A 26,240-nucleotide genomic window follows, 5' to 3' on the forward strand; every position below is an offset into this window, starting at 1 on the left:
GCCCTCCCTTACTTCTTCTTGAGTGCGCTTTGCGGATTGAGATTGCCGATGCGGCCGCTTTCGCTGCCGGCAGCGGGGTCGATAACAGCGTTGATGAGCGTGGGCTTGCCGGAGTCCATCGCCGCGTTCACGGCGCGGCGCAGCTCGTCGGGCGTCGTCGCGTTCACGCCGACGCCGCCGAAGGCCTCCATCATCTTGTCGTAGCGCGAGCCCTTGACGAACACGGTCGTTGCCGGATCGTCGTTGGCCTTGTTCACGTCCGTGCCGCGGTAGATGCCGTCATTGTTGAAGATGACGATGCAGACCGGCAGCTTGTAGCGGGCGATCGTCTCGACCTCCATGCCCGAGAAGCCGAAGGCGCTGTCGCCCTCGACGGCAAGCACGGGCTTGCCCGTCTCGATGGCGGCCGCAATGGCATAGCCCATGCCGATGCCCATGACGCCCCACGTTCCGACGTCGATGCGCTTTCTCGGCTGGTAGATGTCGATGATGCCGCGTGCGAGATCGAGCGTGTTCGCGCCTTCGTTCACGAGGATCGCGTCGGGGCGCTCCTTGATGACCGTGCGCAGCACGCCGAGCGCGCCGTGGTAGTCCATCGGGTTGTTGTTGTTCATGAGGCGCGGCGCCATCTTGGCCACGTTCTCATCGCGCTTCTTGGCGACGGCGCCCGTCCAGTCCGCCGGCGGCGCCGTCCAGTTCGTGTCCATGCCGTTGAGCAGCGCCGTCACGCACGAGCCGATGTCGCCGACGACCGGCGCCACGATCTCGATGTTCGAGTCCATCTCGCGCGGCTCGATGTCGATCTGGATGAACTTCTTCGGTGCGTCGCCCCAGGTCTTGCCCTTGCCGTGCGAGAGCAGCCAGTTGAGGCGCGCGCCGATCAGCATGACGACGTCGCTGTCCTTGAGCACCGTCGAGCGCGCAGCGCCCGCGCACAGCGGATGCGTGTCCGGCAGCAGGCCCTTGCCCATGCTCATCGGCAGGAAGGGAACACCGCTCTTCTCGACGAAAGTGCGGATCGCGTCATCGGCCTGCGCATAAGCCGCGCCCTTGCCGAGGATGATGAGGGGCTTCTTCGCGCTCTTGAGCACGTCGAGTGCGCGCTTGATCGAGTCGGGTGCCGGGATCTGCGCCGGCGCGGGATCGATGACCTTCACGAGCGATTTGCGGCCCGCCTCGGCATTCATGACCTGGCCGAAGAGCTTGGCCGGCAGATCTAGATAGACGCCGCCGGGGCGCCCCGAGACGGCGGAGCGGATCGCGCGCGCAATGCCGATGCCGATGTCCTGCGCGTGCAGGACGCGATAGGCGGCCTTGCAGAGCGGCTTCGCGATCGCGAGCTGGTCCATCTCCTCGTAGTCGCCCTGCTGGAGATCGACGATCTCGCGCTCGGACGAACCAGAAATGAGGATCATCGGAAAGCAGTTCGTCGTCGCGTGGGCGAGCGCGGTGAGGCCATTGAGGAAGCCCGGCGCCGAGACGGTGAGGCAGATGCCGGGCTTCTTCGTCAGGAATCCCGCGATCGACGCCGCGTAGCCCGCGTTCTGCTCGTGGCGGAAGGAGATGACGCGGATGCCCGCCGCCTGCGCCATGCGGCCGAAATCGGTGATCGGAATGCCCGGCACGCCGTAGATGGTGTCGAGGCCGTTGAGCTTCAGCGCATCGATGATGAGATTGAAGCCGTCGGTCAGCTCCTCCTCGCCTGCGGACACTTTGGTCTCAGCGCTTTGTGCTGTTGCAGACATTTCGCTTCCTTCCCACGCAATTTGCGTACTTTGTTGATCTGATTTTGTTTGGACCGGCCCGCCCCGGGGCCTCAGACGATGTTCACGAAGCGCTCGACGTGTTCGCGCAGCTTCAACGTGTGCTCGCGCACGAGCCGCTCTGCTTTTTCCGTGTCGCGGGCTTCGAGCGCTGCAACGATCTCCTTGTGGTCGACGATCGAACGACGGGCGCGGTCGTCCTCGAAGATCGTGCGCTGGCGGATGGCGCGGACATGGAAGAACAGGCTCTCCGTCATCTCGGCAATGAGGCCGCATTTGCCGAGCCTGATGATCGCCTGATGGAAGCGGATGTTGGCGTCCGAGTACTCGCCCATCTTCGCCGCGACCTTGTCAGTCGAGAAGCTGTCGACGAGCTCGTGCAGGCTCGCGATCTCCTCGTCCGTGGCTTCCTTGGTCGCAAGCCGGGCGGCCATGCTCTCGAGCGCCGCCCAGACCGTGATCATCTCGAGGATCTCGGCCTTCGTCCGTCGCACGATGAAGATGCCTTTGCGCGGCACGATGCGCACGAGGCCTTCCGAATCGAGCTGCGCGAGCGCTTCTCTCAGCGGCGTGCGCGACACGCCGAAGCGCGCCGAGAGATCGCGCTCGTCGAGCTTGAGCTCGGCATTGTCGTCGTAGATGTTCATGCGCAGGATCGCCGACTTGAGCGCGGCATAGGCCTTCGCCTTGAGGCTCAGGCTTTCGACGATCGGTGCAATTCTGATCTGAGTATCTGACAAGAGCTCACCCCTGAGCATCGAGCAAACTACGCGCGCCGAAGCCGCGCATCGGCGGCTGGTTCTTGGTATACCATACGCCGAGTTCAGCGGCCTGGACAAGCCCTCTATCCCGCATGTGCGTTCGTTCGGGGCGTGAGGAAGCAAGGCCGTAAGAGCTTTGGTGACTTGAGCGCGGGACGGAAAGTCTTTTGACGTCGATGTTTTCTTGAAGCGGCGGCTCATGCGGCACCGCGCAATCCATCTTCTTCCGCGCCGTCTTCGCGCCTGCGTTGTGGCTTCTTGTCACGGCGGCGGAGAGGGGTATATGGTATGCCAAAATATATCATCTCCGAGTGCCTGATCACGAAATTCAATCGATGATCAGGAAAATGATCTCGAGGATGAGCCCGCAACGACGGGCAGGGCGGGGAGCGAGGCGCCGGGGTCTCTGAACCAAGGACCTTCCCCGCACCAGGGCGGAACGCTAGGTGTGCGGAGGGAATGTGGAAGAGGTCGCCTCTCTGATGCAGGGCTTCAGCATTGCGCTGACGCCCTATAATTTGGCTCTGATGTTCATCGGTATCGTCCTCGGGGTGATCATCGGTGTGCTGCCGGGCCTGGGTGGTGCGAACGGCGTCGCCATCCTTCTCCCTCTCACCTTCACGATGCCGCCGACGTCGGCCATCATCATGCTCTCCTGCATCTATTGGGGAGCGCTGTTCGGCGGGGCGATCACCTCGATCCTCTTCAATATCCCGGGCGAGCCCTGGTCGGTCGCGACGACCTTCGATGGGCACCCCATGGCCCGCAAGGGCCAGGCCGACGAGGCCTTGACCGCTGCCTTCACCTCCTCGTTCGTCGGCGCCTTCGTCGCGGTCGTCGTCATCACCTTCCTGGCGCCGATCATCGCGCGCTTCGCGCTCAAGTTCGGGCCAGCGGAGTTCTTCTCCGTCTTCTTCCTCACATTCGCGAGCTTTGTCGGCATGGGGCGCGGCAGTCCCTGGAAGACGGTCGCGGCCATGGCGCTCGGTTTCGCGCTCGCAGCCGTCGGCATGGATGGCGTCACCGGCCAGCTCCGCATGACCTTCGGATACGATCAGCTCCTCAATGGCTTCGACTTCCTGATCGCGGTGATCGGCCTCTTCGGTATCGGCGAGATCCTCTCGTCGATGGAGGACGGGCTCAAGTTCCAGGGATCGCAGGCGAAGCTGCGCCTGCGCGTCGTGCTGACGACATGGAAGAAGCTGCTCGCGTACTGGTCGACCTCGATCCGCAGTTGCATCATCGGCTGCTGGATGGGCATCACGCCGGGCGGCGCGACGCCCGCGTCGTTCATGAGCTACGGCCTCGCCAAACGCATCTCGCCGCGCGGCAACAACTTCGGCAAGGGTGAGATCGAAGGCGTCGTGGCGCCGGAGACGGCGGCGCATGCCGCGGGCACCAGCGCCCTTCTGCCGATGCTGACGCTCGGCATTCCGGGCTCGCCGACGGCCGCAGTGCTGCTTGGCGGTCTGCTCATCTGGGGGCTTCAGCCCGGGCCGCTTCTGTTCGTCGAGCAGAAGGAATTCGTGTGGGGCCTGATCGCCTCGATGTACCTCGGCAATATCGTCGGTCTCATCGTCGTGCTGACGTGCGTGCCGTTCTTCGCGGCGATCCTGCGCGTGCCCTTCTCGATCATCGCGCCGGTGATTCTCGTGATCTGCGCGATCGGCGCCTACACCGTGAACAACAACATGTTCGACGTCTGGATGATGCTGGTATTCGGCGTCGTCGGCTACGTCTTCAACAAGCTGCAGTATCCGCTCGCGCCGCTCGTGCTCGCGATCGTGCTCGGCGACAAGGCGGAGGAATCCTTCCGCCAGAGCATGCTGCTCTCGCAGGGAAGCCTCAACATCTTCTGGGCCAATCCTCTTGTGGCCTCGATCATGACGCTCGGTCTGCTGATGCTGCTGTGGCCGCTCGCGAGCTCGCTCAGGGCGCGCTTCGGTGCGTCGCGTTCGGCAACGGCTTAGAGAGCGCCCACAGCGTACGTCCAGCCGGGCGCTCTGAGCATTGCGCTATTCCGCCTCCGGGACTGGGGCGGCAAGAAAGCCTCACAAACGGAGGCGGGTGAAACGGAGGAAAATGGCAATGCACTTTCGACGCACGATGTTGAGGCGCGGACTTGCCGGAGCCGTTCTGGCCAGCGCGGCGCTGCTCACCGGCGCCGCCTTACCGGCTCAGGCGTGGGAGCCGACCAAGCAGGTGACGTTCATCATCCCTGCCGGCACAGGCGGCGGCGCCGACCAGATGGCGCGGTTCATCCAGGGCGTCGTCGGCAAGCACAATCTCATGAAGCAGCCCGTCGTCGTCATCAACAAGGCGGGCGGGGCCGGCGCGGAAGGCTTCCTCGAGGTCAAGAAGAGCAAGGGTGATGCGCACCAGATCATCATCACGCTCTCGAACCTCTTCACCACGCCGCTGGCGACCGGCGTGCCCTTCAACTGGAAGGACATGACGCCCGTTGCGATGCTGGCGCTCGACCAGTTCATCCTCTGGGTGAACAGCGACACGCCGTACAAGACCGCCAAGGACTACATCGAAGCCGTGAAGGCCGGCGACGACAAGAAGTTCAAGATGGGCGGCACGGGCTCCAAGCAGGAGGACCAGATCATCACGGTGGCGCTCGAGGGCGTGACCGGCGGCAGGAAGTTCACCTATGTGCCGTTTGCCGGCGGTGGCGCGGTCGCCGTGCAGCTTGTCGGCAAGCACGTGGATTCGACGGTCAACAATCCTATCGAGGCCGTCGCGCAGTGGCGTGCGGGTTCGCTGCGCCCGCTCTGCATCTTCGACGACAAGCGCAGCACCTACACGACGAAAGTGACGGGCGCGATGGCATGGTCCGACATCCCGACCTGCAAGGAGTCGGGCGTCAATGTGGACTACCAGATGCTGCGCGGCATCTTCATGCCGGCCGGCGTCACCAAGGACCAAGTCGCGTTCTACGTCGATCTTTTCAAGAAGGTGCGCGAGACGCCCGACTGGAAGGAGTTCATGGAGAAAGGCGCCTTCAACAACACGTTCATGGCCGGTGACGAGTATGCCAAGTGGGTCGAAGCGGCGGAGAAGCGCCACTACGAGCTCATGAAGTCTGCGGGCTTCCTGGCAGCCGGAAAATAAAAATAAACACGCGGGGCGCGCGCTCAGCCCTGCCGCAGGCCTTCGCGCCGAACACACGTCGCGAAGGCCTCTGAGATGTGAGGGAGAAAGGCAATGCACGAGCAGGGTGATGCGACGGACGAGCCAGCTCTGGTTTCGAACCGGGTGATGGAGATCGTGGTGGCGTTGCTGCTTCTAGGCGTCAGCGCGATCATCATTACCGACAGCGTGCGGCTTGGCATTGGTTGGGCCGAAGGTGAGGGGCCGCGCGCCGGGTACTTCCCGTTCTACATCGCCGTGGTTCTGGGGACGGCCAGCATTGCCATTCTGCTCAAGGCGGTCATGGGCAAGGGTGAGGGTTTGAGCGAGGCGTTCGTCTCGCGGCCCGCATTCATGCGCGTGATCACGGTGCTCCTGCCGGCGATCGCCTATGTCGGCGCCGTCCAGTTCCTCGGCATCTATGCGGCCTCGGCCGCCTTCATCCTCTTCTTCATGATCTTCGTCGGTGGGGAGAGCGTGCTGCGCGCGATTTGTGTCGGCCTGGCCGTGCCGGTCTTCTTCTTCTTCATGTTCGAGAAGTGGTTCCTCGTCCCACTGCCAAAGGGCCCGATCGAGGCCCTGCTCGGGTACTGAAGGCGCCGCCTCCAACCTCTTCCGAAGCATTAAAAAGGCCCCCGCTTCGCGCTGAAGCGGGGGCCAGTTTGTTGCAGGAGATGAGCGGGAGTGAGGAGTCTAAGGAGATCAGAAGAGTCGGAGCGTGGGATTGGTCAGGTGGATCTGGGCGTCAGCCGACACGCGGGTCGGTGACATGAGGGAGCTCACCAGCAGGACGCAGGCAATCAGGAGGCAGATCACCGCGCAGATCCGCGCCGCACGCCCGAGGCGTCCGACCGACTGGAGGTTTGCACTGTGATCCATGGCTTGCGCCCTGCTGTGTCGTGTTTCGTGGTATACAATGAGTAATACATTTGGTGGACTTAGTCGATTGTTAGTAATCGCCTTGGTAAATGAGGTGAATATTAATTTAATTGCTTGTTTACGACTTGGCGGTCTCGGCGCGGGTATGAAATGATAACGGCCGCCCAGCCAGAGGCTGGGCGGCCGTTGAGGCCAAGTAGTTGGTTTTGCCTTACTTCTTGCCGCCAGCCTGGCGGATTTGGCTCATGGTCTGGCGCGGTGTCAGAGCCTCGGGATCGAGGTGGCATTCGATGATGGCGGGCTTGCCGGCATTCAGCGCCCGCTCGAAAGCCGGTTTGAAGTCCTCGGTGCGCTCGACGGTCTCGCCATGGCCGCCGAAGGCGCGCGCGTAGGCGGCGAAGTCCGGGTTGACGAGCGTCGTGCCGACGACGCGCTCGGGATAGTGCCGCTCCTGGTGCATGCGGATCGTGCCGTACATGCCGTTGTTGGCGACGATCGTCACGACATTGAGCCCATACTGCACGGCCGTCGCGAACTCCTGCGACGTCATCATGAAGCAGCCGTCGCCCGCGTAGTTGACGACCGTGCGCGTCGGGTCGGCGAGCTTGGCCGCGATTGCCGCGGGCAAGCCGTAGCCCATGGAACCTGACGTCGGCGCGAGCTGGCTCTTGTAGCCCTTGTACTGCGTGTACTTGTGAACGAAGCCCGCGTAGTTGCCGGCGCCGTTCGTGATGACCCCGTTCTCCGGCATCATGTCCGAGACCGTGCGCACGACCTCCGCGAACTGCACCGCGCCCGGGGTCGGAACCGGTTTCAGAGATTCTTCGTAGCTGGCGCGCAGCTCTTTGCGCAGCCCGCTCCAGGGCGTCGCCGCCGGTTTGCCGAGCCCATCGAGCGCGCGCGCGAATGTCTCCGCGGTCGCATTGATCGGCAGATCGGCGCGATAGACCGAGCCGAGCTCGTTGCCCGATGGATGAACGTGCACGAGGTACTGGCTCGGGTTCGGAATGTCGACGAGCGTATAGGTCGACGTCGTCATCTCGCCCAGACGCGCACCGATGACGATCAGCACGTCAGCGCCCTTGATCGCGTTCGCAAGCTTCGCATCGAGGCCGATACCTGCGTGACCGACGTAATTCGGATGCCGGTTGTCCATGTAATCCTGATAGCGGAACGCCGCCGCCACCGGCATGTCGTAGCGCTCGGCGAAGGCCTCGACGCTCTTCTGGATATCGCGGCTCCAGCCCGGGCCGCCGATGATCATCACCGGCCGCTTCGCCTTTGCCAGCGCGGCCTTCAGTTCGTCGAGATCGCCGGCGCTCGGTGCCGGATGAGCAAAGCGTGCGGGCTTGGCATCGGTCGCCTCGCCCGTGCTCGAGAGCATATCCTCGGGAAGGCCCAGCACTACGGGACCCGGCCTGCCGTTCTTTGCCGCGTGATAGGCGTGGCTGACGTATTCGGGAATGCGCGTCGTCGAGCGGATCACTGCCGCCCACTTCACGAACGAGGAGAAAAGCTGCTTGGTCTCGATCTCCTGGAAGGCCTCGCGGTCCTCGTGCTTCTCGCCGGGCAGGCCGAGGAACATGATCATCGGCGTCGAGTCCTGCTGCGCGACGTGCAGGCCCGCCATGGCGTTCGCCGCACCGGGGCCACGCGTCACGAAGCAGATGCCCGGCTCGCCCGTGACCTTGCCCCAGGCCTCGGCCATCATCGCCGCGCCACCTTCCTGGCGGCAGATCACCGTCTTGATGCGATTGGAGTCGTGAAGTCCGTCCAGGGCGGCAAGGAAGCTCTCGCCCGGGACTGTGAACGCCGCCGTCGCGCCCTGAGATTCAAGCTGGTCGATCAGGATCTTGCCGCCGTGACGCATGTTTCGTCTCTCTTCCTCGCCTAGGGGGTGGTTTGGGCTGCGTCGCGCCGGGGAAATTGGCGCGCGTCGTTGATCTCGCCGCGCAATCTAAGACGCCACGTCCGCCTGAGATAGTCCTATAGTGCCGAGCTGCCATTGCGGCGCGCGCGAGAACGAGGCGACCATTGACAGATTGAACGTGGATTGGCGATACCTCGAACCATGAGCTCAGCAAAACCGCCGAAATCGCGCCGGGCCGACCGCGGCATGCGACTGGCCAAGTTCCAGCTCGGCCAAGTCGTGCGCCATCGGATCTATCCGTTTCGAGGGATCATCTTCGACGTGGATCCGGTCTTCAATTCCACCGAGGAATGGTGGGAGTCGATCCCCGAGGAGATCCGCCCGAAGAAGGAGCAGCCCTTCTATCACCTGCTCGCTGAGAACGCCGACACCGAGTACGTCGCCTATGTCTCGGAGCAGAACCTGCTGCCGGACACGACCGGCACGCCGCTGCGCCATCCGCAGGTGAAGGAGCTGTTCGTCGCCGGTGCCGACGGCCGCTATCGCGCAAAGTTCCTCCAGCCGCATTGATTGGTGACCGCCGGCTGCTGGGAAGAGGCCTTCAACCACAATCGTGGTGCTATGCCGGCGGTGTCGCCTGACGGGAACGCCGCCTGCCGCGTGCGCCGAGATCAACTCGTCGGCCGCTCCTCGCACGTCGGTGCAGCATCATCGCGCCACATGCGGCCGTTCCAGTGCCCTTCAGCATTCGGCGGGGCAGGCGGCGCGGTGCCGCTCGTCGTGACGGCGTAGAGCTCGTAGCAGTTCGCGCCAATGCGCACGACGCGGAAGCAGCCTCCCGACATCGGCAGCTCGTAGCGGAAGCAGAACTGATCGCCGCGCATCCACCAGCGGCCTTCGCGTCGGTTTCCGCCTTCGCGGTAGTCGCTCGTGCCGTCGGCGCGGATGAGCTCACTCCACGGCAGGCCGCTCGGATAGATGCCGGAGAGTTGCTGATCGACAAAAGCCGCGACGATCTCGTCGCGGCTCATGGCATTGCGGTCGATGAAGCTCTGGGCCCGCGCGTCAGGGGTGACCCCGAAGGTCACAGCGAACGCGAGCCATGCGGCAAAGCCTGAAAGCCGTCCCCGCATCGCCCGCTGATCCTCGTGCCGAAGCGCGATTACGCGACAGCCTTTTCCTGCTGCTCGCTCCACTTTCCGGCAGCGGCGAGGCCGTTCATCTTCGCGCGGTGGCTGAAAGCGCGCTGACCGGCGGCGAAGTTCTCACCCTTGCCGCTCCAGGCCTTGAGCGCGGCAGCCTGCAGCGCGCGGCCATAGGAGAACGAGAGCTTCCAGGGCAGGTTGCCTATGGCGTTCATGAGATGGAGGTGTGCCGTCGCATCCTCGTCGGACTGGCCGCCGGAGAGGAACGCGATGCCCGGCACAGCCGCCGGCACACAGCGCTTCAGCACCATCACCGTCTTCTCGGCCACTTCCTCGCGGCTCGCCTGGCGTGCGCACTGCTTGCCGGCGATGACCATGTTGGGCTTGAGGATCGTCTGCTCGAGCACGACGCGGTTGTAGTAGAGCTCCTGGTAGACCTCCTTGAGCACCCACTCCGTGACCTCGGCGCAGCGATCGATGTCGTGCGCGCCATCCATCAGCACTTCCGGCTCGACGATCGGCACGAGGCCGCCCTCGATGCAAATCGCGGCATAGCGCGCCAGCGCGTGGGCGTTCGCCTTGATGCAGGTGTAGGAAGGAATGCCGTGGCCGATGTCGATCACCGCGCGCCACTTCGCGAACTTCGCGCCGAGGCCGACGTACTCCTTCACGCGGCCGGGAAGGCCGTCGAGGCCCTCGGTGACCACCTCGCCTTTGCAGAACTGGAGGGGCTTCGTGCCGCCATCGACCTTGATGCCGGGCAGCGCGCCCGTATCGGCGATAATCTTCGAGAGCGGCGTGCCGTCCTTGGCTTTCTGGCGGATGGTCTCATCATAAAGGATGACGCCGGAGATCGCGGTTTTCATCGCGTCGGTCGAGCGGAACAGCATCTCGCGGTAGTCGCGGCGGTTGTCCTCGGTGTTCTCGACCTTGATGCTGTCGAAGCGGCGCTTGATGGTGCCGGAACTCTCGTCGGCGGCAAGAATGCCCTTGCCGGGGGCGACCATCGCCTCTGCTACCTGTTCAAGCGTCATCGTCATGGTTTCCTCCGCTATGCTGGGGCCGCTCGGGGCGCGAATTCGGTGACCGTCGATTTAGCGCGGATGGCGCTCTGCCGCTAGCCTCGCACCATGGCTTATCCGTACGGGGTAAATCGGGCGGGCTCTTGCGAGTGCAACCGGTATGCGGCCCCCAAGTTCCTTGACGGGGTGCGGCGTGTCGAGTACCCGTGGGCGCGGTTCCCTGCCGGCATTTCTACAGGCGGGGGCCCTCAGCCCCGAGGCGCCGTGAAATGCACGGCAGAACAGGCGGCTGGGGCCCGGCTTGGCCCTCCATGGGGCAGGTCGGCAAACGGATCGGAGCGTAGCGCAGCCTGGTTAGCGCACCAGTCTGGGGGACTGGGGGTCGCGAGTTCGAATCTCGCCGCTCCGACCAATTAAAATAAGTCAATAATATCAGATCTTTATGAGTTAAGCCGATGGCGGATCAATTTCCCATTTGAACACTGTTTTTTCGCGGCGGGGACACATATGGGACGCAAAACGGCGAAGCTTCCCAGCGCTGGAAGAGAAGGCGTGATCGACCTTTTCGGGGGATGAGCAGTGCGTTCGTGCGCATCCGTTCTTGCCGCGAGGCCGTCGCCTTCCGTCTCTCGGTGCTGAGCATCTGCTAGGCTGTAGATTGGCGCAGCAAGCTGGACGCCTTGTTCAGGTGATCCGCCTAAAGTCCTGAACGGGCATAGAGCGTGGTCGTTCCAGTTGCCCTGCAGCAGCTTTGGCTACCAGACCAAGCCAACGCTCGGCGAACTCCCCTTCATTCTCGCCGTCAATCGCCAGCGGCCCGTAGGCGACCGCGACCGTGTGCATGGTGGGCGAGAGCGCCTGAAAGAAATCCACTTCGTGGATTTCGAGCGCATAGGGTTCGTCACGCTGTCCGCTGCGGCGGCTAAGGGCACTTGTGAAGAATGCGACCTCATACCAACGGTAGCCTGCGCCATCCCCGCGATCCGCATAGATCAATGTTGACGACCATGTGTAATTGCCACCGCTGTGCTGACGGCTCTGCGTCACGCCGATCGTCGACCAAGCCACCATGTCCCAGCGAAGCCGATCAACGAGCGACCGCAAGTCGCCGCGGTGCCACCAATGTTGGTCGATCGCCTCAGGCTCGCGCAGGATGCCGAACTGCGCAAACCCGAATTCCAACAAGCCCTTGTGGCTGGCCTTCGCACGCTCGTAGGATTGCTTGATCTCTTCACTGACGTTACCCACCAGCGCTTTCAAGTCGGCGATCGCGCTTTTGGCAAGCGCCGCCCGCCGCTTTTGCGCTTCTTCGCATTGCGCCCGTTCGGCATCTTCTCGCGCGGTTCGCTGCTCCACCTCCGCAGCCGCTTGCGTCAGAGCGTGGCGTGCAGGCGAAAGGGCCTTCGTCTCAATGTGACTCTCCGCGAAAATCTCACGGCAACGTCCGAGCGTAGGCCGCGCATCTGGCAACTTGCGAAGCATGAGGGAAGCGAAGGTTGCTAGGCGGGGTGGACATGTCGCGATCGCAGGCGGCGGGCTATTGAGATGCGCGTTGCGCACATGATCGAGGCTGCCAACGAAGGGCGGCTTGGCGGTCGTCAGCGCGTGGAGAATACAGCCGAGCGCGTAAACGTCGGTGGCGCTGGTCGGGCGTTCCAGGCGCCATTGCTCTGGAGCGGCGTAGAGTGGCGTCAGGCTGGAGCGAAGCGTTTCAAGCGAGGTTGAATCCTCGACGAACTTTGCAATGCCGAAGTCTGCCAGCTTCCACACACCCTCGTGACAAAGCACGTTAGCCGGCTTCAGGTCGCGATGCACAATGTCTTTCACTTCAAGGAGACCGGCAACGATGGCCCGCAGCGCTACGAGCGCTGCATCGAGCCCGAGGTTTTCGCCCTCTTTGTCGATGACATCCTGAAGGCTGTGATCGCACACCGGCATGACAATGAAATAGCGATCGCTCTCGGCGTCCTGCCCGGCATCGAGTATGGGGACGACGTTCTGAAGTGTCCGGCCTTTCAGGTTTCGGGCAATATCGAGTTCGCGGTGAGCTGCCTGGGTCGCGGTAAGCTTTAGGCGTTTAATCGCGACGTTTCCTGTCGAACCGACGCCACGAAAGACTTCGCCAAAGCCGCCGGCTTTGCCGAGCGGAGCGTTCTGATCAAATTGCCATTCCCCGCGTGGAAGCTTGATTTTTTGCATGCTTCTGGTCCTTGCTGCGCCGTTCGCCCTGCGTGGTCTTCGACCGGACTCAAGACGCGCTCGTCGCCTTCATTGAGGCGCCAGGAATGATGTCCACCCAGTGAAGTCCTCTCGCCCTTCGCATGGGATTTCTGCGGACATGCGAGCGCGTAGGCTCTGTTTCCCTGTCACGGCGGCTTGGTCTCCTCCGCGTCGCGCCCGGGATGGGCATCGACGGCTGGGCCGCAGTCGATCGGAAGGCGCAGGGTTAGTTAAGATCGGTTAATAAGGGCTGTGCTTAGCACCGGCATATGGGTTGTGCAAGAGATATGGATGGATTATTTGCAGAACTTGTGCAAATATCGACCTCAAACGAGGTGATATCATGCTGTTAGAGTTCCGCCTGCGCAACTATCGCTCCTTCGGTGAAGAGAGCACGTTCTCTTTGGTCGCAAGCAGCGACAGAGAGCACGCTGAGACTAATCTGACAGCCACAGGAGTAGCCGCGCTTCCCCGCGCTCTGCGGAGCGGCGTCGTGTACGGGGCCAATGCGAGCGGTAAATCGAACCTGCTGCGTGCGATGTTATTCATGCGCAATGTGGTGCTTGGCTCTTTCTCTCTACAGCCAACGCAGAAGCTTAATGTTCAGCCGTTCTTGCTCGACGAACAGCTCAAAACAGAGCCGACGCTCTTCGAGGTGACGGTGATCCTGGAAGGCGTGCGCTACCAATATGGCTTCAAGCTCACGCCGGACCGCATCGTTGGCGAGTGGCTATTCGTGTATCCAAAGTCAAAGGCTCAGCGATGGCTTGATCGCAACTATGACGCCAAGACGGATAAAGATGTCTACGAGACAACCTCCTTCCTGCTGGGGCAGAAGAAGGCTTGGCAAGATGCGACGCGCCCGAATGCGCTGTTCCTATCTACGGCTGTGCAATTAAACAGCGAGCAACTTGCACCCTTGCACCGCTGGTTTGCGGACTATCTCATCGTTCATCTGGACGGCGGCCATATCCCGTATGATTTCACGACGCGGATGGTGCAGGAAGCCGAGGGCGAGCTTGCCATTCGCTCGATGATGGGCTCTGCCGACCTTGCGATCGCTTCGATTGGGGCCGAGAAGCGCAAAGGATTTCAGCAGATGTTCCAGTTTGATCTCGCGACGGGGAGAGCAAACTCCAAGCGAGAGGAAGGGGAGCTTCTTTTTCCAATTTTCGAGCATCGTGCAGGCAAGACCACCGCAAAGTTCGAGTACGCGGACGAATCCCAAGGCACGCAGAAGCTTTTCTCGCTCGCTGGACCAATCCTGGACATCCTGAAGCACGGCAAAGTGTTGGTGATCGATGAACTTGATCGCAGCCTTCATCCGCTGCTTGTCCGCCAGATTGTGAATACCTTTCACGATCCTGAACAAAACAAGCGCGGCGCACAGCTCGTATTCACGACGCATGACACAAGCCTGCTCGACGGTCACTTGCTGCGGCGCGACCAGATTTGGCTTGCGGAGAAGCAACAGGATCAATCGTCGGCGCTCGTCCCCCTCACGGAATTTGCGCCGCGCAAGGGCGAGGCGCTTGAGAAGGGCTATCTCAGCGGCCGCTATGGCGGCGTGCCCATTCTAGCGGAGCGGCTTGCAGCTGGGGGGCAGCGTGGCTCGCCGTAGTCCTCGCAGCGCGAGAGACCTTAGACGAAAGCGCGGTCAACGGCCGCCTTATGACCGTGTCCTCATTGTATGCGAAGGTAAAAAGACGGAGCCTCAGTACTTAGAGGAAATTCGCAAAATCAACCGCGTTCCGCCTGTGCATGTGCGCGTCGTGCACGCAGGGCGAACCCAACCGCGACAGATTGTCGACGACGCAGAGGCACTGTTCAATGAAAGCAGGGAATACGAGCACGTCTATGCTGTCTTCGACCGCGACGATCATGCGACCTACCACAATGCATTGACGAGGGCGGAGCAGCTCGACAACACGCTCAGGAACGATGAGAAAAAACTCGTTAGGTTCTTTGCCGTCCCCTCTGTTCCCTGCTTCGAGCTCTGGCTTCTACTTCATTTCGAGAACGTCCTGGCGTTTTTTTTCGCGCAATGAGATCTTAGCGAAGCTGCGGGAATACCTCCCTGGCTACGACAAAGGGATGGCAGGGACCTACGCAGCCACGGAAGACCATCTGGCGGTCGCGAGCCAGCGTTCTGCTCGGCTGCGCGAAGATCACAGCCCTCATACGGGGACAGATCCCTACACAGATGTTGACATGCTTGTTGCCAAACTGAGAACTATCGTCGTCAAGCGATAGGCGGAGCATTCTCCCCGCAGCTGGGACGGTCTTAGAATGGGTTCAACTGAGGCTTCTGCGTGCCAGCTTTGTCGGCAACCTCCGCGATGAACTTCGCGAGCTATGATGTTGCGGTCGACTGGTCTGCTGCAATGCAAAGCGTATGGCGGAATCGAGCGCCGCGGGTACCGCTTCCCAACTATGCCTTGGGCTCAGGCCGGCTTTCACTCCATGCCTTCACCTCCGATGCGAGCCAGGCGACGCGATTGGGACCGATCTTCCGCCGGGCTGGGAACAGATCGAGCGCCATGTAGCGGTAGATTGACGCCGACGAGAGGCCTGTCTTCTGCCGTACTGTCTTCAGGCTCCAGAAGATGTCGTCGGACGCCGAGCTTGCAGTCGTGCTGACGTCCTGGTCGGTCGTCATTGTTATGTAGCTCCTTTCATTGCATTGACCTCAAGTAGGCGATCATACGCGCGGGCAAGGCATGAGCCGCAGCCACGGTGGGGTTTTCGCGCGATGTGAACTGCGCGAGTGGTGGTACTGAAGTGGAAGCCGGAAACAGGAGCGAGGAGCTGATCGCGGCCATGATCACGACCGACACCAGCGCCGTCGAACGCCATGCGGCTACTTGGCGCCGCGCGATCGCTTGTCGGGACCGCCAATCCTGCCGCGCCTGAAGGTAGGGAATGGCCACGGCGGCCGGCACGCCCAGCGTCCTGGCCAGCGCGTGGATGGGATGAGCCGGCAGGCTTCTTGCGAAGACTGTGCGTCGCCTCGGTCGCACGAGCCATAGGAACGCAGCGACTTGCAGCGCGAGGTTGATGCCGAGCGCCGTCTGGTAGGCCACGGGCGGATGGCGGCCAGAGTCGACCGGCCAAAGCTCGACGATGAAGCCTACGGTCACCTGCACGGCGAATGCACTACCAATGTGCAGGAGGTTGAGCGCGCCGTTGGCGCGTCCTGACGCGGATTTCGGAAAGAGCTCCGTCACGATGGCGTAGCTCAGGACTGTGCCGGCGCCCATACCGGCGATCGCGATCCAGGGGAGCCAGGCGGGGACTGGCCAGCGCAGAACCAGGGCGAGCTGCGCCAGCATGGCGAGCCCGGTAACGAACCCGAAGGTTGCCGAATGCGAGACGCCTCGTCGGCGTAGTCGATCGCCAGCAGTGCCAAAGATCAGCGCGGACGCACTGAGACCGAGCGCCATGAGCAGGAGGTGCATGACGACGTCGTGGCGCGGTAGTCCTTCGACTTCGTCAAGCCACGGCCCGGCCCACAGGCTCTGGAGCGCCCAGGCCGAGCCGATGGTTGTGGCTGAGAGCGGAGCGATGCGCCAGAACTGAGCATCTCGATAGACCGCTCGGATGGTCATGCCGGAAGCGGTCGTTTCACCTCGCCCTCGTGTGGGGCGTTCCGGCACGAACTGCAGGATCAGCAGAGCAGCACTCGCGGATAGAATCGCGAGGAGCAGGAACAGGCCGCGCCATCCGATGGATGCGATCAGCATCTCGGCCGGTGCTGTCGCCGTGACGGCGCCGAGCGCGCCCAATGTGATGAGCCAGCCGTTCGCGAGTGCGATGCGCTCGGTGGGAAACCACAGCACGAGAGCTTTGAGGCCAGCCATCAATGCGCCGGCGACGCCGAGGCCGATCAGAGCTCTCCCGAGGATCAGGCCGAGGAGATCGTGCGCGGAGGCAAAGACGGCGGCACCGATCGCAGCAACGGCAAGCAGAACAGCTTGCACGCGTCGCGGCCCGAAGCGATCGAGCCATACGCCGAGCGGAAGCTGAAGTGCGCCGAATGTCAGGAACAGGACGGCCGTGAGCACGCCAAGATCGGCTGCGGACAGGCCGAACTCATTGACGAGCGTGCCGGATATCAGCGCATTGATCGTGCGATAGAGATAGCTGAGATAGTAGCCTACGGCGAAGGGGAGCAGGACTGTGGCGACGAGATGCCAGAGACGCGGTCCATCGCCTGCTTCACTTGCTTGACCTGTTGGCCTGCTCAGGATCCGCGGCATCTGCTCGTCTGGATCGGCAACCAAGCCATGGGTGGCATGCAAATATGGATCGTGTGACCGTTCTACCGCGATCTCCATGCCGGCTAGCTCTCCTGTTCCTGCGAGTAGGGATGCAGCAGGCCATTCCCGTTCAGCGGAGCGCAGAACGCCTGGAGTGCAGAGGCCGTTTCCGGCGGCAGCGACGTCGCGCGGCGAGTCGTGCGATCCATCAGCACGACCGTTGATCTGGCACTTGCAGCACATCGCCCATCGACGAACAGGGCCTGTGCCATCATGAGCGACGTGCGACCAATACGCTCGCACCGCGTGCCGATCACGACCGTGCCCGGCCAGCGCATTTCGCCGAGGAAATCGATCTCGAGCCGCGCGATGACGAATTGGCCATCGATCGGCAGCGGAACGCGTCGCGGGTCGTGAAGCACCTCCATCCGAGCGTTTTGGCAGCAAACGGCGAACACGGCATTGGAGATGTGCCCGTTGCAGTCGGTATCTGCGAAGCGCAACTTTTCCGTTGTGCGGAGCGGATAGTCATCGAGGCTATGACGCAGGCGGTCGCGCTCCCCTTCCGGCAATGACCGGTGAGCGGTGCTCTTGATGGCATCGGAGGCAGACATGGGCTCAGGCTCCCTCCGGCTTGTCACGACGCCAGATCAGCCGGACAACGTCGTCCTCTGTTGCCTCGAGGAGGATCGCCCATATCGGCTGTGGCCAAGACGGATCGTCGATCCGCACGCGCAGGTAAGTCTGCTCGGAGCCCTTTCTTGTCTTGCGCCAGGCGGCCCCGATCTCCGTGTTGCCATGGACGATGCGGAAATCCGGTGCGCTCTCCGTCTCCTTACGGTCGTTGGCGAGGAATCTTATCGGCGCGTTCGTGCTGAGCGTGTGGAAGATGCCGGCGTAGCCGTTGTTGACGGCTGAGAAGGTTCCGATGACGGGCATGCTCTGCGTTCTCCTTGGTCAGTTAGCGGTGATTGGTGCGGCGGCGCGGTAGGGGCGCAAGATGATGTCCTTGTGGGCGATAATCCGAAGTGGCCAGCCCGGTCGCACGGTGATCGTTGGCTGGACGTTGAGATGACGCTCGATGAGGCGCTGGCCGGCGCGATTGGTCGTCGATTGCGTCGAGAGCTGCAGCGCGCGAATGAGATCGCTGTCGCCAGAGCCGCCGAACACAAGCTCGCTACCGACGCCGAGCACGGTCGCGAGTGCGACGCCCTTCAACAATTGCCAGGTGTGGAGGTCGACCTGATCGGCAAGGCCGGCATATCCGCCAGTGTCCGTGGCCGGCAGATTGTCGATGACCACAGACGAGCCGTCCGGCATGATGATGCGCTGCCAGACGACGAGCGCACGCTCCTGGCCGAAGGCGACGACGTTGTCATACCTGCCGATCAGACGAGAGCCCTGTGGGATCAGCAGAAATCGGCCGGAGACAGAATCGAAAATGTTCTCCGTCACCTGAGCAATGACGAAGCCCGGAAGATCGGAATTGAGTCCTGTCACGAGGCTGGCGGCGATGACCGTCCCGGCCATCAGCTGATAGGGGGAGACCGGCGTCTGCAAGCCATGCGGATTGTAGATCTCCTTCTCGGGGCCGGAGCGGAGGAACGTCAGCTTGCGCAGGCTTTCCGTCGCGTCCGTACCGGAGGGCTCCACGCCACCTGCGGTAAGCGCGCGAGGCTGGTCCGCCGTACGCAACGCGGTCAGCGCCGCAGAGTCGCCGGCGGTTGTTGTCGATCGCGATTGCGAGATCGGCTCGGCGCGGACCGCGTTCTCCTGCGGCGGTGCGTTCAATTGAAGACGGAAGAAGACCTGGGATTCCCGCGCCTGCCCCGCCATGCGCGCGAGCCGCGCGCGCTCCATCTGTTCCGTCTGGTCGATCGGATCTCCGCCAGGCTCGGTCAGTTGCGGGATGCCTGATGGCGGACGTACCGGCTCGGGCGGCCGCTCCGTGCGCACGCCGTCGTAAGTCGCCGGCAACCTGGAGAGGTTTTCTGTGATCGGCTTGTTCTCAACGTTGATGAACTCGCGCGGCGCGCCGACCTGGAGCTTGGGCGGCTGTAGCGCGACCAGCATCAGAAACGAAACCAGCAGGAGCACGACGGCCGCGCCACCGAACACAACCTTGCGGTTGATGCGGGTCACCGGTTGCGGCCGCGCGCGCAGCTCCAGCGTCTCGGGCGCGACCTTCTCCGTCTCGGCCTTCTTGTTGGGTTCGGGCTTCTTGTCGGGTTCGGTCTCGCTCATGAGCGTGTCTCCCGCCAGACCGCATCCGTGCGGACAATGCGCACGACACGCTGCGGGGCCGTGCCGAGACGCAGCTCGGCCGCGGCAAACAGACGATCGACGATGTAGGTGGTGCCGCGTACGCGGTAATTGACGAGTGCCGACTTGCCGTCCGGGCCGATGACGAACAGTGGCGGCGCTTCGCTCTGTGCAAGGCCAGAGGGGAATTGGATGTAAACTTTGGCGCCGTCATCGAAGACCTGTCGCGGCTTCCACGGCGCGTCGCCCTCGATTCGATAGCGGAAGCGCAGCTGATCGATGTTGACGCCACCATCCGCAATCGAAGCGAGCGAGGCGGCCGCTTCATCGCGCTGCTTGCGCAAGGAAACCAGCTCGGCGGCGGTATAGGTCCACGACACCGAGGCCATGTACGTCTTGTCGCTCGAGCGCATCTCAAGGTGATAGGTGCGCCGGTCGGTGGTGATGACCAGATTGGTCTCGAGGTCGGCACCGACCGGCTTCACCAGGATGTGGACCTGGGCGTCCTTGCCCTCGCCGCTGGTCGTATCTCCGACCACCCATCGCACCGTGTCGCCGGCAGATACCGAGACGAGCTTCTCACCCGCCTCGAGCGCGACGTCCGTCACTTGATTGACGGCGGCATAAAGCTGGTAGAGCGCACCCTTGGTGTAAGGATAGACTTGGATGGCATTGATGTAGCCATCCTTGACTGGCTCGAGACGCGCCGCGGCGTTGGCCCCTGCCACACGCTCCGACGGCGAACGGGTGTCCGTCCCCTTCTCGGCACGCTTGCCGACGGGCTTGAGCTGGCCGGGAAGAGGAAGCGGCGTTGGCACCTCGACATAGCGGACGGGCGGTTTCGGTTCCGGCTCGCGCCGTGCAGCTGCCATCGCCGGGCTGTCGAGGATCGGGATCTCCGGCACCCTGACGCTGCTGGCGCACGCGCCGAGGCCGCCCGACGTCATCAGCACAATCGCAAAGCTACGCAGCCTGCTCATTTGGACTCTCCGGTGGTGACGTCCTGCGACCAGTTGAAAGCGTGCACGTAGATGCCGAGCGGGTTCTTGCGCACGGCCTCGACGGTTCGTGGCGGGGTGATGACGATCGAGAAGAGGCCGGTGAGGTGCTTTGTATCCCTCACTGCTCCACCCTCGAAGGTCCGCTCCTGCCACCGCACCTGGAAGGAGGTGTCCGATGCGCGGACGACGCTCGTCACCTCGACAGCGACGGTCTGCCGGCCGACGCGCGAGAAAGGGTCGATCTCGCGGGCGTACTCGTTGAGCGTGACTGCGGCCGCGTTGGTCACGAGGTCGTACGCCTTGAGCCAGTTCTGACGGACGACAACGGGATCTATCGACAGCGCGCGCACGTGGTCGACGAAGCGGGACAGGTGAAAGGCGATATGCGCGTCGCTCGGCGTGTAAGTCTCGGCCGCTGGGCCTACGGTGCGCGTCCCGCCGCGCGAGTCCACCTCGACGATGTAGGGCACGACTGCGCCGGTCCGCCCAACCCAGAGCAGAATAGCCGCGAGCAGAAGGGAGAGCCCGAGACTGCCGACCGCGACGAGGCGCCAGTTGTGCGCTTGCACCCTTGCACTCCCAATGCGCTCGTCCCAGGCCTGCGCCGCCTTCTGGTACGGCGTCACTGGCTCGGGCGTTTCGCCGTAGCGCAAGGTCGACCGCTTGAACGACATGGTCTCTGTTCCCCTTCTAGGTCTTGTTCTTGAGATCCGGGCCGCTGCTCATGCCGGGGCGGTCGCCCTCCCTGAGCGCGTGCGCCGCCATCATTCCGGCCTGGGTCATGCGCTGTCGGCGGGCCATGCTCTGCGCCCAAGCCGGCGGTCCGGATGCGGGTGCACTGCCGCCCGGGCCATCGACACCGGGGCCTTGGCCGCCAACTTCTCCCGATGGGGCTGCATCGCGATATCCCTGCGCGGCGCCGTGACGGTAAGCATTGCGCACGGGCGCGGTTGCCGAAGACGCCATGCGCGAGGCCGGCCCGGAGACAGTGGCGCTTGCGATGCCGGCTGCGCCACCCGCCTCATAGGCCGCGCCGACACGGCCCGAGAGCGACGCGGCCGACTTGATCGCACCACCGGCCGCGCGGCCCGCCATGCGCGCCGCACCTGCCGTCGCAATGCCACCCGCAACCGCGACGCCGCCGAGTGCGGCCGTGGTCGCAACCGTGGCGCCGGCTCCGAGTTGCGGTGCGCCGGTGATCAGTCCGGCGGCAATGCCGGGCACGAAGATCGCAAGGCCGAACACAGCGATGGCGCCGAGGATGCACGACGCCGCCTGCGTCAGTGTCACCTCGCCAGTCGGGCGCATGACCGTGCCGAAGATCGACGACCCGATCCCGACCACGATCGCCAGCACCATGAGCTTGATGCCTGACGAGATCACGTTGCCGAGCACCCGCTCGGCGAGGAACGCCGTGTGGCCGAACAGCGCGAATGGCACCAGAACGAAGCCCGCCAGCACCGTCAGCTTGAACTCGATGATGGTGATGAAGAGCTGAACCGACAGCACAAAGAAGGCGAGCAGCACGATCACCCAGGCGAGCATCAGCACCGCGATCGTCACGAAGTTCGAAAAGAACGTCGTGATGCCGATCAGCTCGCCGGCCTTCTCCAGAAGCGGTTTCGACGCGGTGAAGCCGGTCGAGGCAACAAACCCCGGCCGCATCAGATCGGCCGAGGTCAGCGACGTACCCGTGGCCTTCAGCCCCAACCCCGCAAACGACTGGAAGATGATGTCGGCGAGGCTCTGGAAGTTGGACAGCAGAAGGGCAAAGAAGCCGACGTACAGCACCTTGCGGATGAGCTGCGCGATGACATTGTCCTCGCCCATCAGCGCCCAGAACAACCCCGCGAGCGTGATGTCGATCGCAATCAGAATGCTCGTCAGGAACGCCACGTCGCCGGCAAGCAGGCCGAAGCCGCTGTCGATGTAACGGCTGAATGTCGCCGTGAACTGATCAATGATCGCCAAATCGTCCATTCGCTTTTCGAGCTCCGGGCAAGGCTCCGCCGTCGGCGGAAATCGCGTTCGCCGTTACATTGTCGTCAGAGGTGAAGTGTCAGGCTGTGGCGAATATCATCGTCGTCTGCCGCGGCGGTGTCGCTGCGCGAGCGGGCTGCCGCCCGCACCCGCTTGAGGGACGTGTCCCTCAAACTCCCTCTTTTTTGGATATCGCAAGAGACGGTTGGTCCGGCCCGTGCGCGCTCGCGCATAATGATGTAGGCGGTTCTGCCGGCTGGGGTGCGGGCGATGCTGGACGCATGTTTCCGACATGGCTCGGCGTCGCGAAGTGAACATTGCGCGTTCCATCTCAATTTCTCCCATTCTCATCGACTTGCCGAATATCCGGATCCCGTACCAACGAAGGATTTGAAGCGCTGGCGGGCTTCGTCCTCAGTGGCGAGATCGCGGGCGCGGCTGACGGTTTCTGCGCGATGTTGCGCGGCCAGCAGTCCTTGCAGGGAGAGCGACTGTTTGACGGCGAGGCTGGTGAGCTCGTTGCCAGCCTGGGTGGCTTCCAGCGCACCGACGGCGTTGCGGGATCGCGTCATGGCATCGCCGAGCAGTCGCGTGTCCGTTTCGATGCCGTCGACGATCTGGCCTTGCAGGAGGGCGGCGCGTTTAAGGCCTGCGTATTCCTCGCCCCACCGTGTCTTGGCATTGCGAAGCACGTCGTCGGATGACAGCGCAGCCGAGACCTGGGCCGGGAAGAGGCGTTCGTAGGTGCTTTGCGTCTGCTGGAGTTTCAGAGCGATACCGTTGCCGGAGCGGAGCTGCGTTTGGATGGCGGTCAGAGTGCGCTGGAGATCAGGAGACAGGGTGCTTCCGAGGCGCGTCAGGTTCTGATCCATGCGCAAGATCATCTGCGCCTGGTTCTGCAAGGCCCGGATTTGGTTGTTGATCTGCTCGAGCGCACGGACGGCCGACAGCAGATTCTGCTGGTAGTTTACCGGATCGAATACGGTCAGCGCATGTGCTCGGGGCGGGATGGCCGTCGAGGTCAAGAGCGCCAGCGCGATCGCGGTGAGGACGCCACGTGCCGCGCGTCGGCGCTCAGCACGGTTGGGCTTGGCCGTTAACGGGGGTGGCGCCAGTCGCTCGAGCAGATCGTCGCGGGTTGGTGCTGTCGGCGCTGGCTCCGGCGCTCCCACCGCTTCCGGCGTGTCGGATTGCGGTGACGATGCCGTCGGCAGGGTGCGTGGCAGCGGCAGCGGCGGCGGTGTCGTCCGCGGACGGGGTGCGCCGGGGAAGGACTTCAGCAGATGGGCGGCCCAGTCGAGTCCCTTGGCACGAAGGAACGTATCCGCGAAGCCGGCCTCCGAAGCTTCCATGATGACGTCATCGATCAGCTTCTGGTCGTCGGGGGACGAGGCGGCGGTGAGTGCCAGCGCTATGGGACTGAGGCCGAGCTCGAACAGCCGGTTGCCTTGCGCCGACTGCACGTAGTAGTCGCGCTTGGGCGTCGCGAGACCGAGGATCTCGATCTGGCGGCCATTGAGGCCGAAGCGCTCGTAGACGGCACGCATCTGCGGCTCGAGCGCGCGATCATTGGGCAGGAAGATGCGCGTCGGGCAGCTTTCGATAAGGGCCGGCGCGATCACGGAGCGCTCGATGTCGGCGAGCGACTGTGTGGCGAACAGAACGGCGACGTTCTTCTTCCGCAGGGTCTTGAGCCATTCGCGTATGCGCGCCGCGAACATCGGTTCGTCGAGAAAGGTCCAGGCCTCGTCGAGGACGAGCAGCGTCGGCCGGCCGACGAAGCGCGCCTCGAGCCGGTGGAAGAGATAGGTGAGCACGGGCGGAATCAGCCGCTTGTGCTGCATAAGAGGCTCCATCTCCACATGCAGGACATCGGTGAGCGCCAGGTTCTCGGTTGCGCCGTCAAGCAAGCGGCCGTAGGGACCTTCAAGCGTGTACGGCGCCAGTGCCTGGCTCAATGCACTCGACTGCACGAGCACGGCGAGGCCTGTCAGCGTGCGTTCTGTTTTCGGCGCCGAGGCGAGGCTCTTCAGGGCGGTCCACAACGCATCCTTGATCTCGGGCGTGATCGTCACGCCTTCGTTGGTGACGAGACCGCTGACCCATTCGAGCGCGAAGGCGAGTTCGCCGGGCTCGTCGATGCGCGCGAGCGGCTGCAAGGACAGCGTGCCCTCGAGGCCCAGCTCGATGCTCTCACCGCCCATGGCGAGGGATGCCGCGCGCGCCGACCTGCCACGATCGAAGATCGCGACCTGGGCGCCGATGAAGCGGCGGAACTGGAGAGCCAGGAGGGAAAGAAGAACCGATTTGCCGGATCCGGTCGGGCCGACGACGAAGGCGTGCCCGACGTCGCCGCTGTGCAGGTCGAGCCTGAACGGGGTCGCGCCGCGCGTCTCCGTCATCATCAGCGGTGGTGCATCGAGATGGCGGTTGCGCTCCGGCCCGGCCCACACCGCCGAAACCGGCATCATGTGTGCGAGGTTCAGCGTGTGCACAATCGGCTGCCTCACGTTGGCATAGGGGTTACCGGGCAGCGAGCCGAGCCAGGCCTCGACGGCATTCAAGGTCTCTCGGATGGTCGTGAACCCACGACCGTTGATGATGCGCTCCAGTGCCAGGAGCTTCTCGTCGGCGCGTTTGGGATCAGCATCGCCGACGATGAGCGTCTTCGTCAGGTAGCCGAATGCGACATCGTCAGCGCCAAGTTCTTGCAGCGCCTCGTCCGCATCGGCCGCTTTGTTGTCAGCGTCCGAGTCGACGAGCGCCGTCTCGCGGTTGGACAAGACTTCGCGCAGAATGGCAGCGACCGACTTGCGCTTGGCAAACCATTGGCGTCGGAGCTTGGTGAGCTGCTTGTTGGCCTGGATCTTGTCGAGGGCGATCCAGCGCGTCGTCCATCGATAGGCAAAGCCGAGATCATTGAGCGCGTCGAGCAGGCCAGGTGTCGTCGTGTTCGGGAAGCCCGTCACGGTCAGCAGGCGCAGGTGCTGGCGGCCGAGCTTCGGCTCGACGCCGCCGAGGAACGGCGTATCGCACAGGATGGCATCGAGGTGCGTCGGAACGGTCGGCACCGCCACCGGATGACGCTTCTCCGAGATCGTGCCGTGCAGATAGGCGAGCGTCTCGGCATCGTCGAGCGCTACGGCCTCGGGAAGGATCGACGCCAAGAGCTCCAACGCCCGCGTCGTCTCGGTCTCGAACCAGGCGAGCTGACCCCAGACATCGGCCTCGTCGCTGTAGCCTTCCTGACGCTCATAGAGCAGCCGCTCAACGCGGCCGTGATGCTCGGGCGGCGGCAGATAGAGAAGCGTCAGATAATACCGGCTCTCATGATGTGCGCCGTCGGCCGAGAAGGCCGCATACCGCTCCTGGTCAACAAGCCACGAGGCGGCGTCGGCAAAACGATGGCCAGGATACTGGTTTGCGGGCACGCGCTCGGCCTCGAAGAACAAGGCCCAGCCCTCGCCGAAGCGGCGCAGCACGTTATTGAGGCGCGCCGAGACGGCAACGAGCTCCGCATCCGTCGCGCTGTCGAGATCGGGACCGCGGTAACGGATCGTGCGCTGGAAGGACCCGTCCTTGTTCAGCACGATGCCGGGCGCGACGAGGCAGGCCCAGGGCAGGTAGTCGGCAAGGCCGGTCGTAGTCTTTCGATACTCGGCGAGGTTCAGCATGAAAGCGCTCCCTTATGGCGGGCGTGACGGGACAGAACGGTGAGAAATTCGGCATCCTTCCGCGTGACCCACACCGCGAAGGCGTGGCCGACGAGCCAGATGATGAGACCGGCGATCCACAGCCTCAGGCCGAGGCCGATCGCAGCGGCGAGCGTGCCGTTGAGGATCGCGAAGCTGCGTGGTGCACCCGCAAGCAGGATCGGTTCGGTCAGCGAGCGATGTAGCGCGACTTCGAAGCCTGGAAGTGAGGTCGGTTGTCCGAGCATGGG

The 26,240-nt window shown here is 63.4% G+C and carries 22 protein-coding genes, 1 tRNA gene and 1 pseudogene; 6 read left to right on the forward strand and 18 right to left on the reverse strand.

Features of this window, described 5'->3' with window-relative positions; genetic code table 11:
* Nucleotides 1-8: 8 nt before the first annotated feature.
* Both oxc and CS1BSM3_RS13845 read right to left on the reverse strand, forming a co-directional pair.
* Nucleotides 9-1,745: an oxalyl-CoA decarboxylase gene (gene oxc / locus CS1BSM3_RS13840; RefSeq protein WP_072387632.1), complete on the reverse strand. Its 1,737-nt coding sequence runs from the start codon at nt 1,743-1,745 to the stop codon at nt 9-11.
* A 71-nt stretch (nt 1,746-1,816) separates the two neighbouring features.
* Nucleotides 1,817-2,503, reverse strand: a complete 687-nt coding sequence (locus CS1BSM3_RS13845; RefSeq protein ID WP_244540497.1) for a GntR family transcriptional regulator — start codon at nt 2,501-2,503, stop codon at nt 1,817-1,819.
* Between the two features lie 482 nt (nt 2,504-2,985).
* On the opposite strand from CS1BSM3_RS13845, the gene CS1BSM3_RS13850 reads away from it, so the two are divergent.
* The 3 genes from CS1BSM3_RS13850 to CS1BSM3_RS13860 all read left to right on the forward strand — a co-directional run bounded on the left by CS1BSM3_RS13850 (nt 2,986) and on the right by CS1BSM3_RS13860 (nt 6,253).
* Nucleotides 2,986-4,494, forward strand: a complete 1,509-nt coding sequence (locus tag CS1BSM3_RS13850; RefSeq protein ID WP_072387634.1) for a tripartite tricarboxylate transporter permease — start codon at nt 2,986-2,988, stop codon at nt 4,492-4,494.
* 118 nt (nt 4,495-4,612) lie between these two features.
* Entirely contained in the window at nt 4,613-5,641 is a 1,029-nt protein-coding gene (locus tag CS1BSM3_RS13855; protein WP_143149202.1) for a Bug family tripartite tricarboxylate transporter substrate binding protein, read from the forward strand.
* Nucleotides 5,642-5,734: 93 nt separating this feature from the next.
* Nucleotides 5,735-6,253 (forward strand): tripartite tricarboxylate transporter TctB family protein, encoded by a 519-nt coding sequence (locus CS1BSM3_RS13860; RefSeq protein ID WP_072387635.1) that lies wholly within the window; start codon nt 5,735-5,737, stop codon nt 6,251-6,253.
* 108 nt (nt 6,254-6,361) lie between these two features.
* Here the strand turns inward: CS1BSM3_RS13860 and CS1BSM3_RS28280 are convergent, their stop codons facing one another.
* On the reverse strand, nt 6,362-6,538 hold the full coding sequence (locus CS1BSM3_RS28280) for a hypothetical protein (protein ID WP_174263683.1): 177 nt from the start codon (nt 6,536-6,538) through the stop codon (nt 6,362-6,364).
* A gap of 211 nt (nt 6,539-6,749) precedes the next feature.
* Nucleotides 6,750-8,408, reverse strand: a complete 1,659-nt coding sequence (locus tag CS1BSM3_RS13865) for a thiamine pyrophosphate-binding protein (RefSeq protein ID WP_072387636.1) — start codon at nt 8,406-8,408, stop codon at nt 6,750-6,752.
* A 246-nt stretch (nt 8,409-8,654) separates the two neighbouring features.
* On the opposite strand from CS1BSM3_RS13865, the gene hspQ reads away from it, so the two are divergent.
* Entirely contained in the window at nt 8,655-8,978 is a 324-nt protein-coding gene (gene hspQ, locus CS1BSM3_RS13870; RefSeq protein WP_072388225.1) for a heat shock protein HspQ, read from the forward strand.
* Between the two features lie 101 nt (nt 8,979-9,079).
* Here hspQ and CS1BSM3_RS13875 read toward each other — a convergent pair whose 3' ends face one another.
* Both CS1BSM3_RS13875 and CS1BSM3_RS13880 read right to left on the reverse strand, forming a co-directional pair.
* The gene (locus CS1BSM3_RS13875) at nt 9,080-9,541 is read right to left on the reverse strand and encodes a hypothetical protein (protein ID WP_072387637.1); all 462 of its coding nucleotides are present in this window, start codon (nt 9,539-9,541) and stop codon (nt 9,080-9,082) included.
* 29 nt (nt 9,542-9,570) lie between these two features.
* Nucleotides 9,571-10,593: a class I fructose-bisphosphate aldolase gene (locus CS1BSM3_RS13880; RefSeq protein WP_072387638.1), complete on the reverse strand. Its 1,023-nt coding sequence runs from the start codon at nt 10,591-10,593 to the stop codon at nt 9,571-9,573.
* A gap of 316 nt (nt 10,594-10,909) precedes the next feature.
* Here CS1BSM3_RS13880 and CS1BSM3_RS13885 point away from each other — a divergent pair.
* Nucleotides 10,910-10,987: transfer RNA gene (locus tag CS1BSM3_RS13885), tRNA-Pro, on the forward strand.
* Between the two features lie 272 nt (nt 10,988-11,259).
* Here CS1BSM3_RS13885 and CS1BSM3_RS13890 read toward each other — a convergent pair.
* Nucleotides 11,260-12,774 carry a serine/threonine-protein kinase gene (locus CS1BSM3_RS13890; RefSeq protein ID WP_072387639.1) on the reverse strand — a complete coding sequence of 505 codons (1,515 nt, stop codon included), beginning with the start codon at nt 12,772-12,774 and terminating at the stop codon, nt 11,260-11,262.
* 364 nt (nt 12,775-13,138) lie between these two features.
* On the opposite strand from CS1BSM3_RS13890, the gene CS1BSM3_RS13895 reads away from it, so the two are divergent.
* A complete protein-coding gene (locus CS1BSM3_RS13895) occupies nt 13,139-14,416 on the forward strand; it encodes an AAA family ATPase (RefSeq protein WP_072387640.1) in 1,278 nt (425 codons plus the stop codon).
* An 810-nt stretch (nt 14,417-15,226) separates the two neighbouring features.
* On the opposite strand, the gene CS1BSM3_RS13905 is transcribed toward CS1BSM3_RS13895, so the two are convergent.
* The 11 genes and pseudogenes from CS1BSM3_RS13905 to CS1BSM3_RS13955 form a co-directional block, all read right to left on the reverse strand.
* Entirely contained in the window at nt 15,227-15,454 is a 228-nt protein-coding gene (locus CS1BSM3_RS13905) for a helix-turn-helix transcriptional regulator (RefSeq protein WP_083528575.1), read from the reverse strand.
* A 16-nt stretch (nt 15,455-15,470) separates the two neighbouring features.
* Nucleotides 15,471-17,132, reverse strand: coding sequence for an MFS transporter (locus tag CS1BSM3_RS13910; RefSeq protein WP_072387641.1), 1,662 nt, complete (start codon nt 17,130-17,132; stop codon nt 15,471-15,473).
* A 5-nt stretch (nt 17,133-17,137) separates the two neighbouring features.
* A complete protein-coding gene (locus CS1BSM3_RS13915) occupies nt 17,138-17,668 on the reverse strand; it encodes an acyl-CoA thioesterase (RefSeq protein ID WP_083528576.1) in 531 nt (176 codons plus the stop codon).
* Nucleotides 17,669-17,672: 4 nt separating this feature from the next.
* A complete protein-coding gene (locus CS1BSM3_RS13920; protein WP_072387642.1) occupies nt 17,673-17,993 on the reverse strand; it encodes a DUF736 domain-containing protein in 321 nt (106 codons plus the stop codon).
* 18 nt (nt 17,994-18,011) lie between these two features.
* Nucleotides 18,012-19,298, reverse strand: a complete 1,287-nt coding sequence (locus tag CS1BSM3_RS13925; RefSeq protein WP_072387643.1) for a TraB/TrbI/VirB10 family type IV secretion system protein — start codon at nt 19,296-19,298, stop codon at nt 18,012-18,014.
* Nucleotides 19,295-20,296, reverse strand: a complete 1,002-nt coding sequence (trbG, locus tag CS1BSM3_RS13930) for a P-type conjugative transfer protein TrbG (RefSeq protein WP_072387644.1) — start codon at nt 20,294-20,296, stop codon at nt 19,295-19,297. Before trbG ends, CS1BSM3_RS13925 begins: the two co-directional genes overlap by 4 nt.
* Complete coding sequence (gene trbF, locus CS1BSM3_RS13935; protein ID WP_072387645.1) at nt 20,293-20,991, reverse strand: conjugal transfer protein TrbF; 699 nt, start codon at nt 20,989-20,991, stop codon at nt 20,293-20,295. Before trbF ends, trbG begins: the two co-directional genes overlap by 4 nt.
* 16 nt (nt 20,992-21,007) lie before the next feature.
* On the reverse strand, nt 21,008-22,297 hold the full coding sequence (gene trbL, locus CS1BSM3_RS13940; protein ID WP_072387646.1) for a P-type conjugative transfer protein TrbL: 1,290 nt from the start codon (nt 22,295-22,297) through the stop codon (nt 21,008-21,010).
* A gap of 347 nt (nt 22,298-22,644) precedes the next feature.
* Entirely contained in the window at nt 22,645-23,469 is an 825-nt protein-coding gene (gene trbJ, locus CS1BSM3_RS28590) for a P-type conjugative transfer protein TrbJ (protein ID WP_244540518.1), read from the reverse strand.
* Nucleotides 23,470-23,562: 93 nt separating this feature from the next.
* A pseudogene (trbE, locus tag CS1BSM3_RS13950) lies at nt 23,563-25,971 on the reverse strand (conjugal transfer protein TrbE); the annotation flags it as partial.
* Nucleotides 25,965-26,237: a VirB3 family type IV secretion system protein gene (locus tag CS1BSM3_RS13955; protein ID WP_072387647.1), complete on the reverse strand. Its 273-nt coding sequence runs from the start codon at nt 26,235-26,237 to the stop codon at nt 25,965-25,967. The gene CS1BSM3_RS13955 and the pseudogene trbE, both read right to left, overlap by 7 nt.
* Between the last annotated feature and the right edge of the window lie 3 nt (nt 26,238-26,240).

Origin of the sequence: Hyphomicrobium sp. CS1BSMeth3, from assembly GCF_900117415.1 — a bacterium.
Taxonomy (GTDB): domain Bacteria; phylum Pseudomonadota; class Alphaproteobacteria; order Rhizobiales; family Hyphomicrobiaceae.

Bases quoted from the DNA above. Each gene is read 5' to 3' on its own strand.
- oxc (WP_072387632.1), bottom strand. From the start codon at position 1,745: ATGTCTGCAACAGCACAAAGCGCTGAGACCAAAGTGTCCGCAGGCGAG.
- CS1BSM3_RS13855 (WP_143149202.1), top strand. From the start codon at position 4,613: ATGCACTTTCGACGCACGATGTTGAGGCGCGGACTTGCCGGAGCCGTT.
- CS1BSM3_RS13860 (WP_072387635.1), top strand. From the start codon at position 5,735: ATGCACGAGCAGGGTGATGCGACGGACGAGCCAGCTCTGGTTTCGAAC.
- CS1BSM3_RS28280 (WP_174263683.1), bottom strand. From the start codon at position 6,538: ATGGATCACAGTGCAAACCTCCAGTCGGTCGGACGCCTCGGGCGTGCG.
- CS1BSM3_RS13865 (WP_072387636.1), bottom strand. From the start codon at position 8,408: ATGCGTCACGGCGGCAAGATCCTGATCGACCAGCTTGAATCTCAGGGC.
- hspQ (WP_072388225.1), top strand. From the start codon at position 8,655: ATGCGACTGGCCAAGTTCCAGCTCGGCCAAGTCGTGCGCCATCGGATC.
- CS1BSM3_RS13875 (WP_072387637.1), bottom strand. From the start codon at position 9,541: ATGCGGGGACGGCTTTCAGGCTTTGCCGCATGGCTCGCGTTCGCTGTG.
- CS1BSM3_RS13880 (WP_072387638.1), bottom strand. From the start codon at position 10,593: ATGACGATGACGCTTGAACAGGTAGCAGAGGCGATGGTCGCCCCCGGC.
- CS1BSM3_RS13890 (WP_072387639.1), bottom strand. From the start codon at position 12,774: ATGCAAAAAATCAAGCTTCCACGCGGGGAATGGCAATTTGATCAGAAC.
- CS1BSM3_RS13895 (WP_072387640.1), top strand. From the start codon at position 13,139: ATGCTGTTAGAGTTCCGCCTGCGCAACTATCGCTCCTTCGGTGAAGAG.
- CS1BSM3_RS13905 (WP_083528575.1), bottom strand. From the start codon at position 15,454: ATGACGACCGACCAGGACGTCAGCACGACTGCAAGCTCGGCGTCCGAC.
- CS1BSM3_RS13910 (WP_072387641.1), bottom strand. From the start codon at position 17,132: ATGGAGATCGCGGTAGAACGGTCACACGATCCATATTTGCATGCCACC.
- CS1BSM3_RS13915 (WP_083528576.1), bottom strand. From the start codon at position 17,668: ATGTCTGCCTCCGATGCCATCAAGAGCACCGCTCACCGGTCATTGCCG.
- CS1BSM3_RS13920 (WP_072387642.1), bottom strand. From the start codon at position 17,993: ATGCCCGTCATCGGAACCTTCTCAGCCGTCAACAACGGCTACGCCGGC.
- CS1BSM3_RS13925 (WP_072387643.1), bottom strand. From the start codon at position 19,298: ATGAGCGAGACCGAACCCGACAAGAAGCCCGAACCCAACAAGAAGGCC.
- trbG (WP_072387644.1), bottom strand. From the start codon at position 20,296: ATGAGCAGGCTGCGTAGCTTTGCGATTGTGCTGATGACGTCGGGCGGC.
- trbF (WP_072387645.1), bottom strand. From the start codon at position 20,991: ATGTCGTTCAAGCGGTCGACCTTGCGCTACGGCGAAACGCCCGAGCCA.
- trbL (WP_072387646.1), bottom strand. From the start codon at position 22,297: ATGGACGATTTGGCGATCATTGATCAGTTCACGGCGACATTCAGCCGT.
- CS1BSM3_RS13955 (WP_072387647.1), bottom strand. From the start codon at position 26,237: ATGCTCGGACAACCGACCTCACTTCCAGGCTTCGAAGTCGCGCTACAT.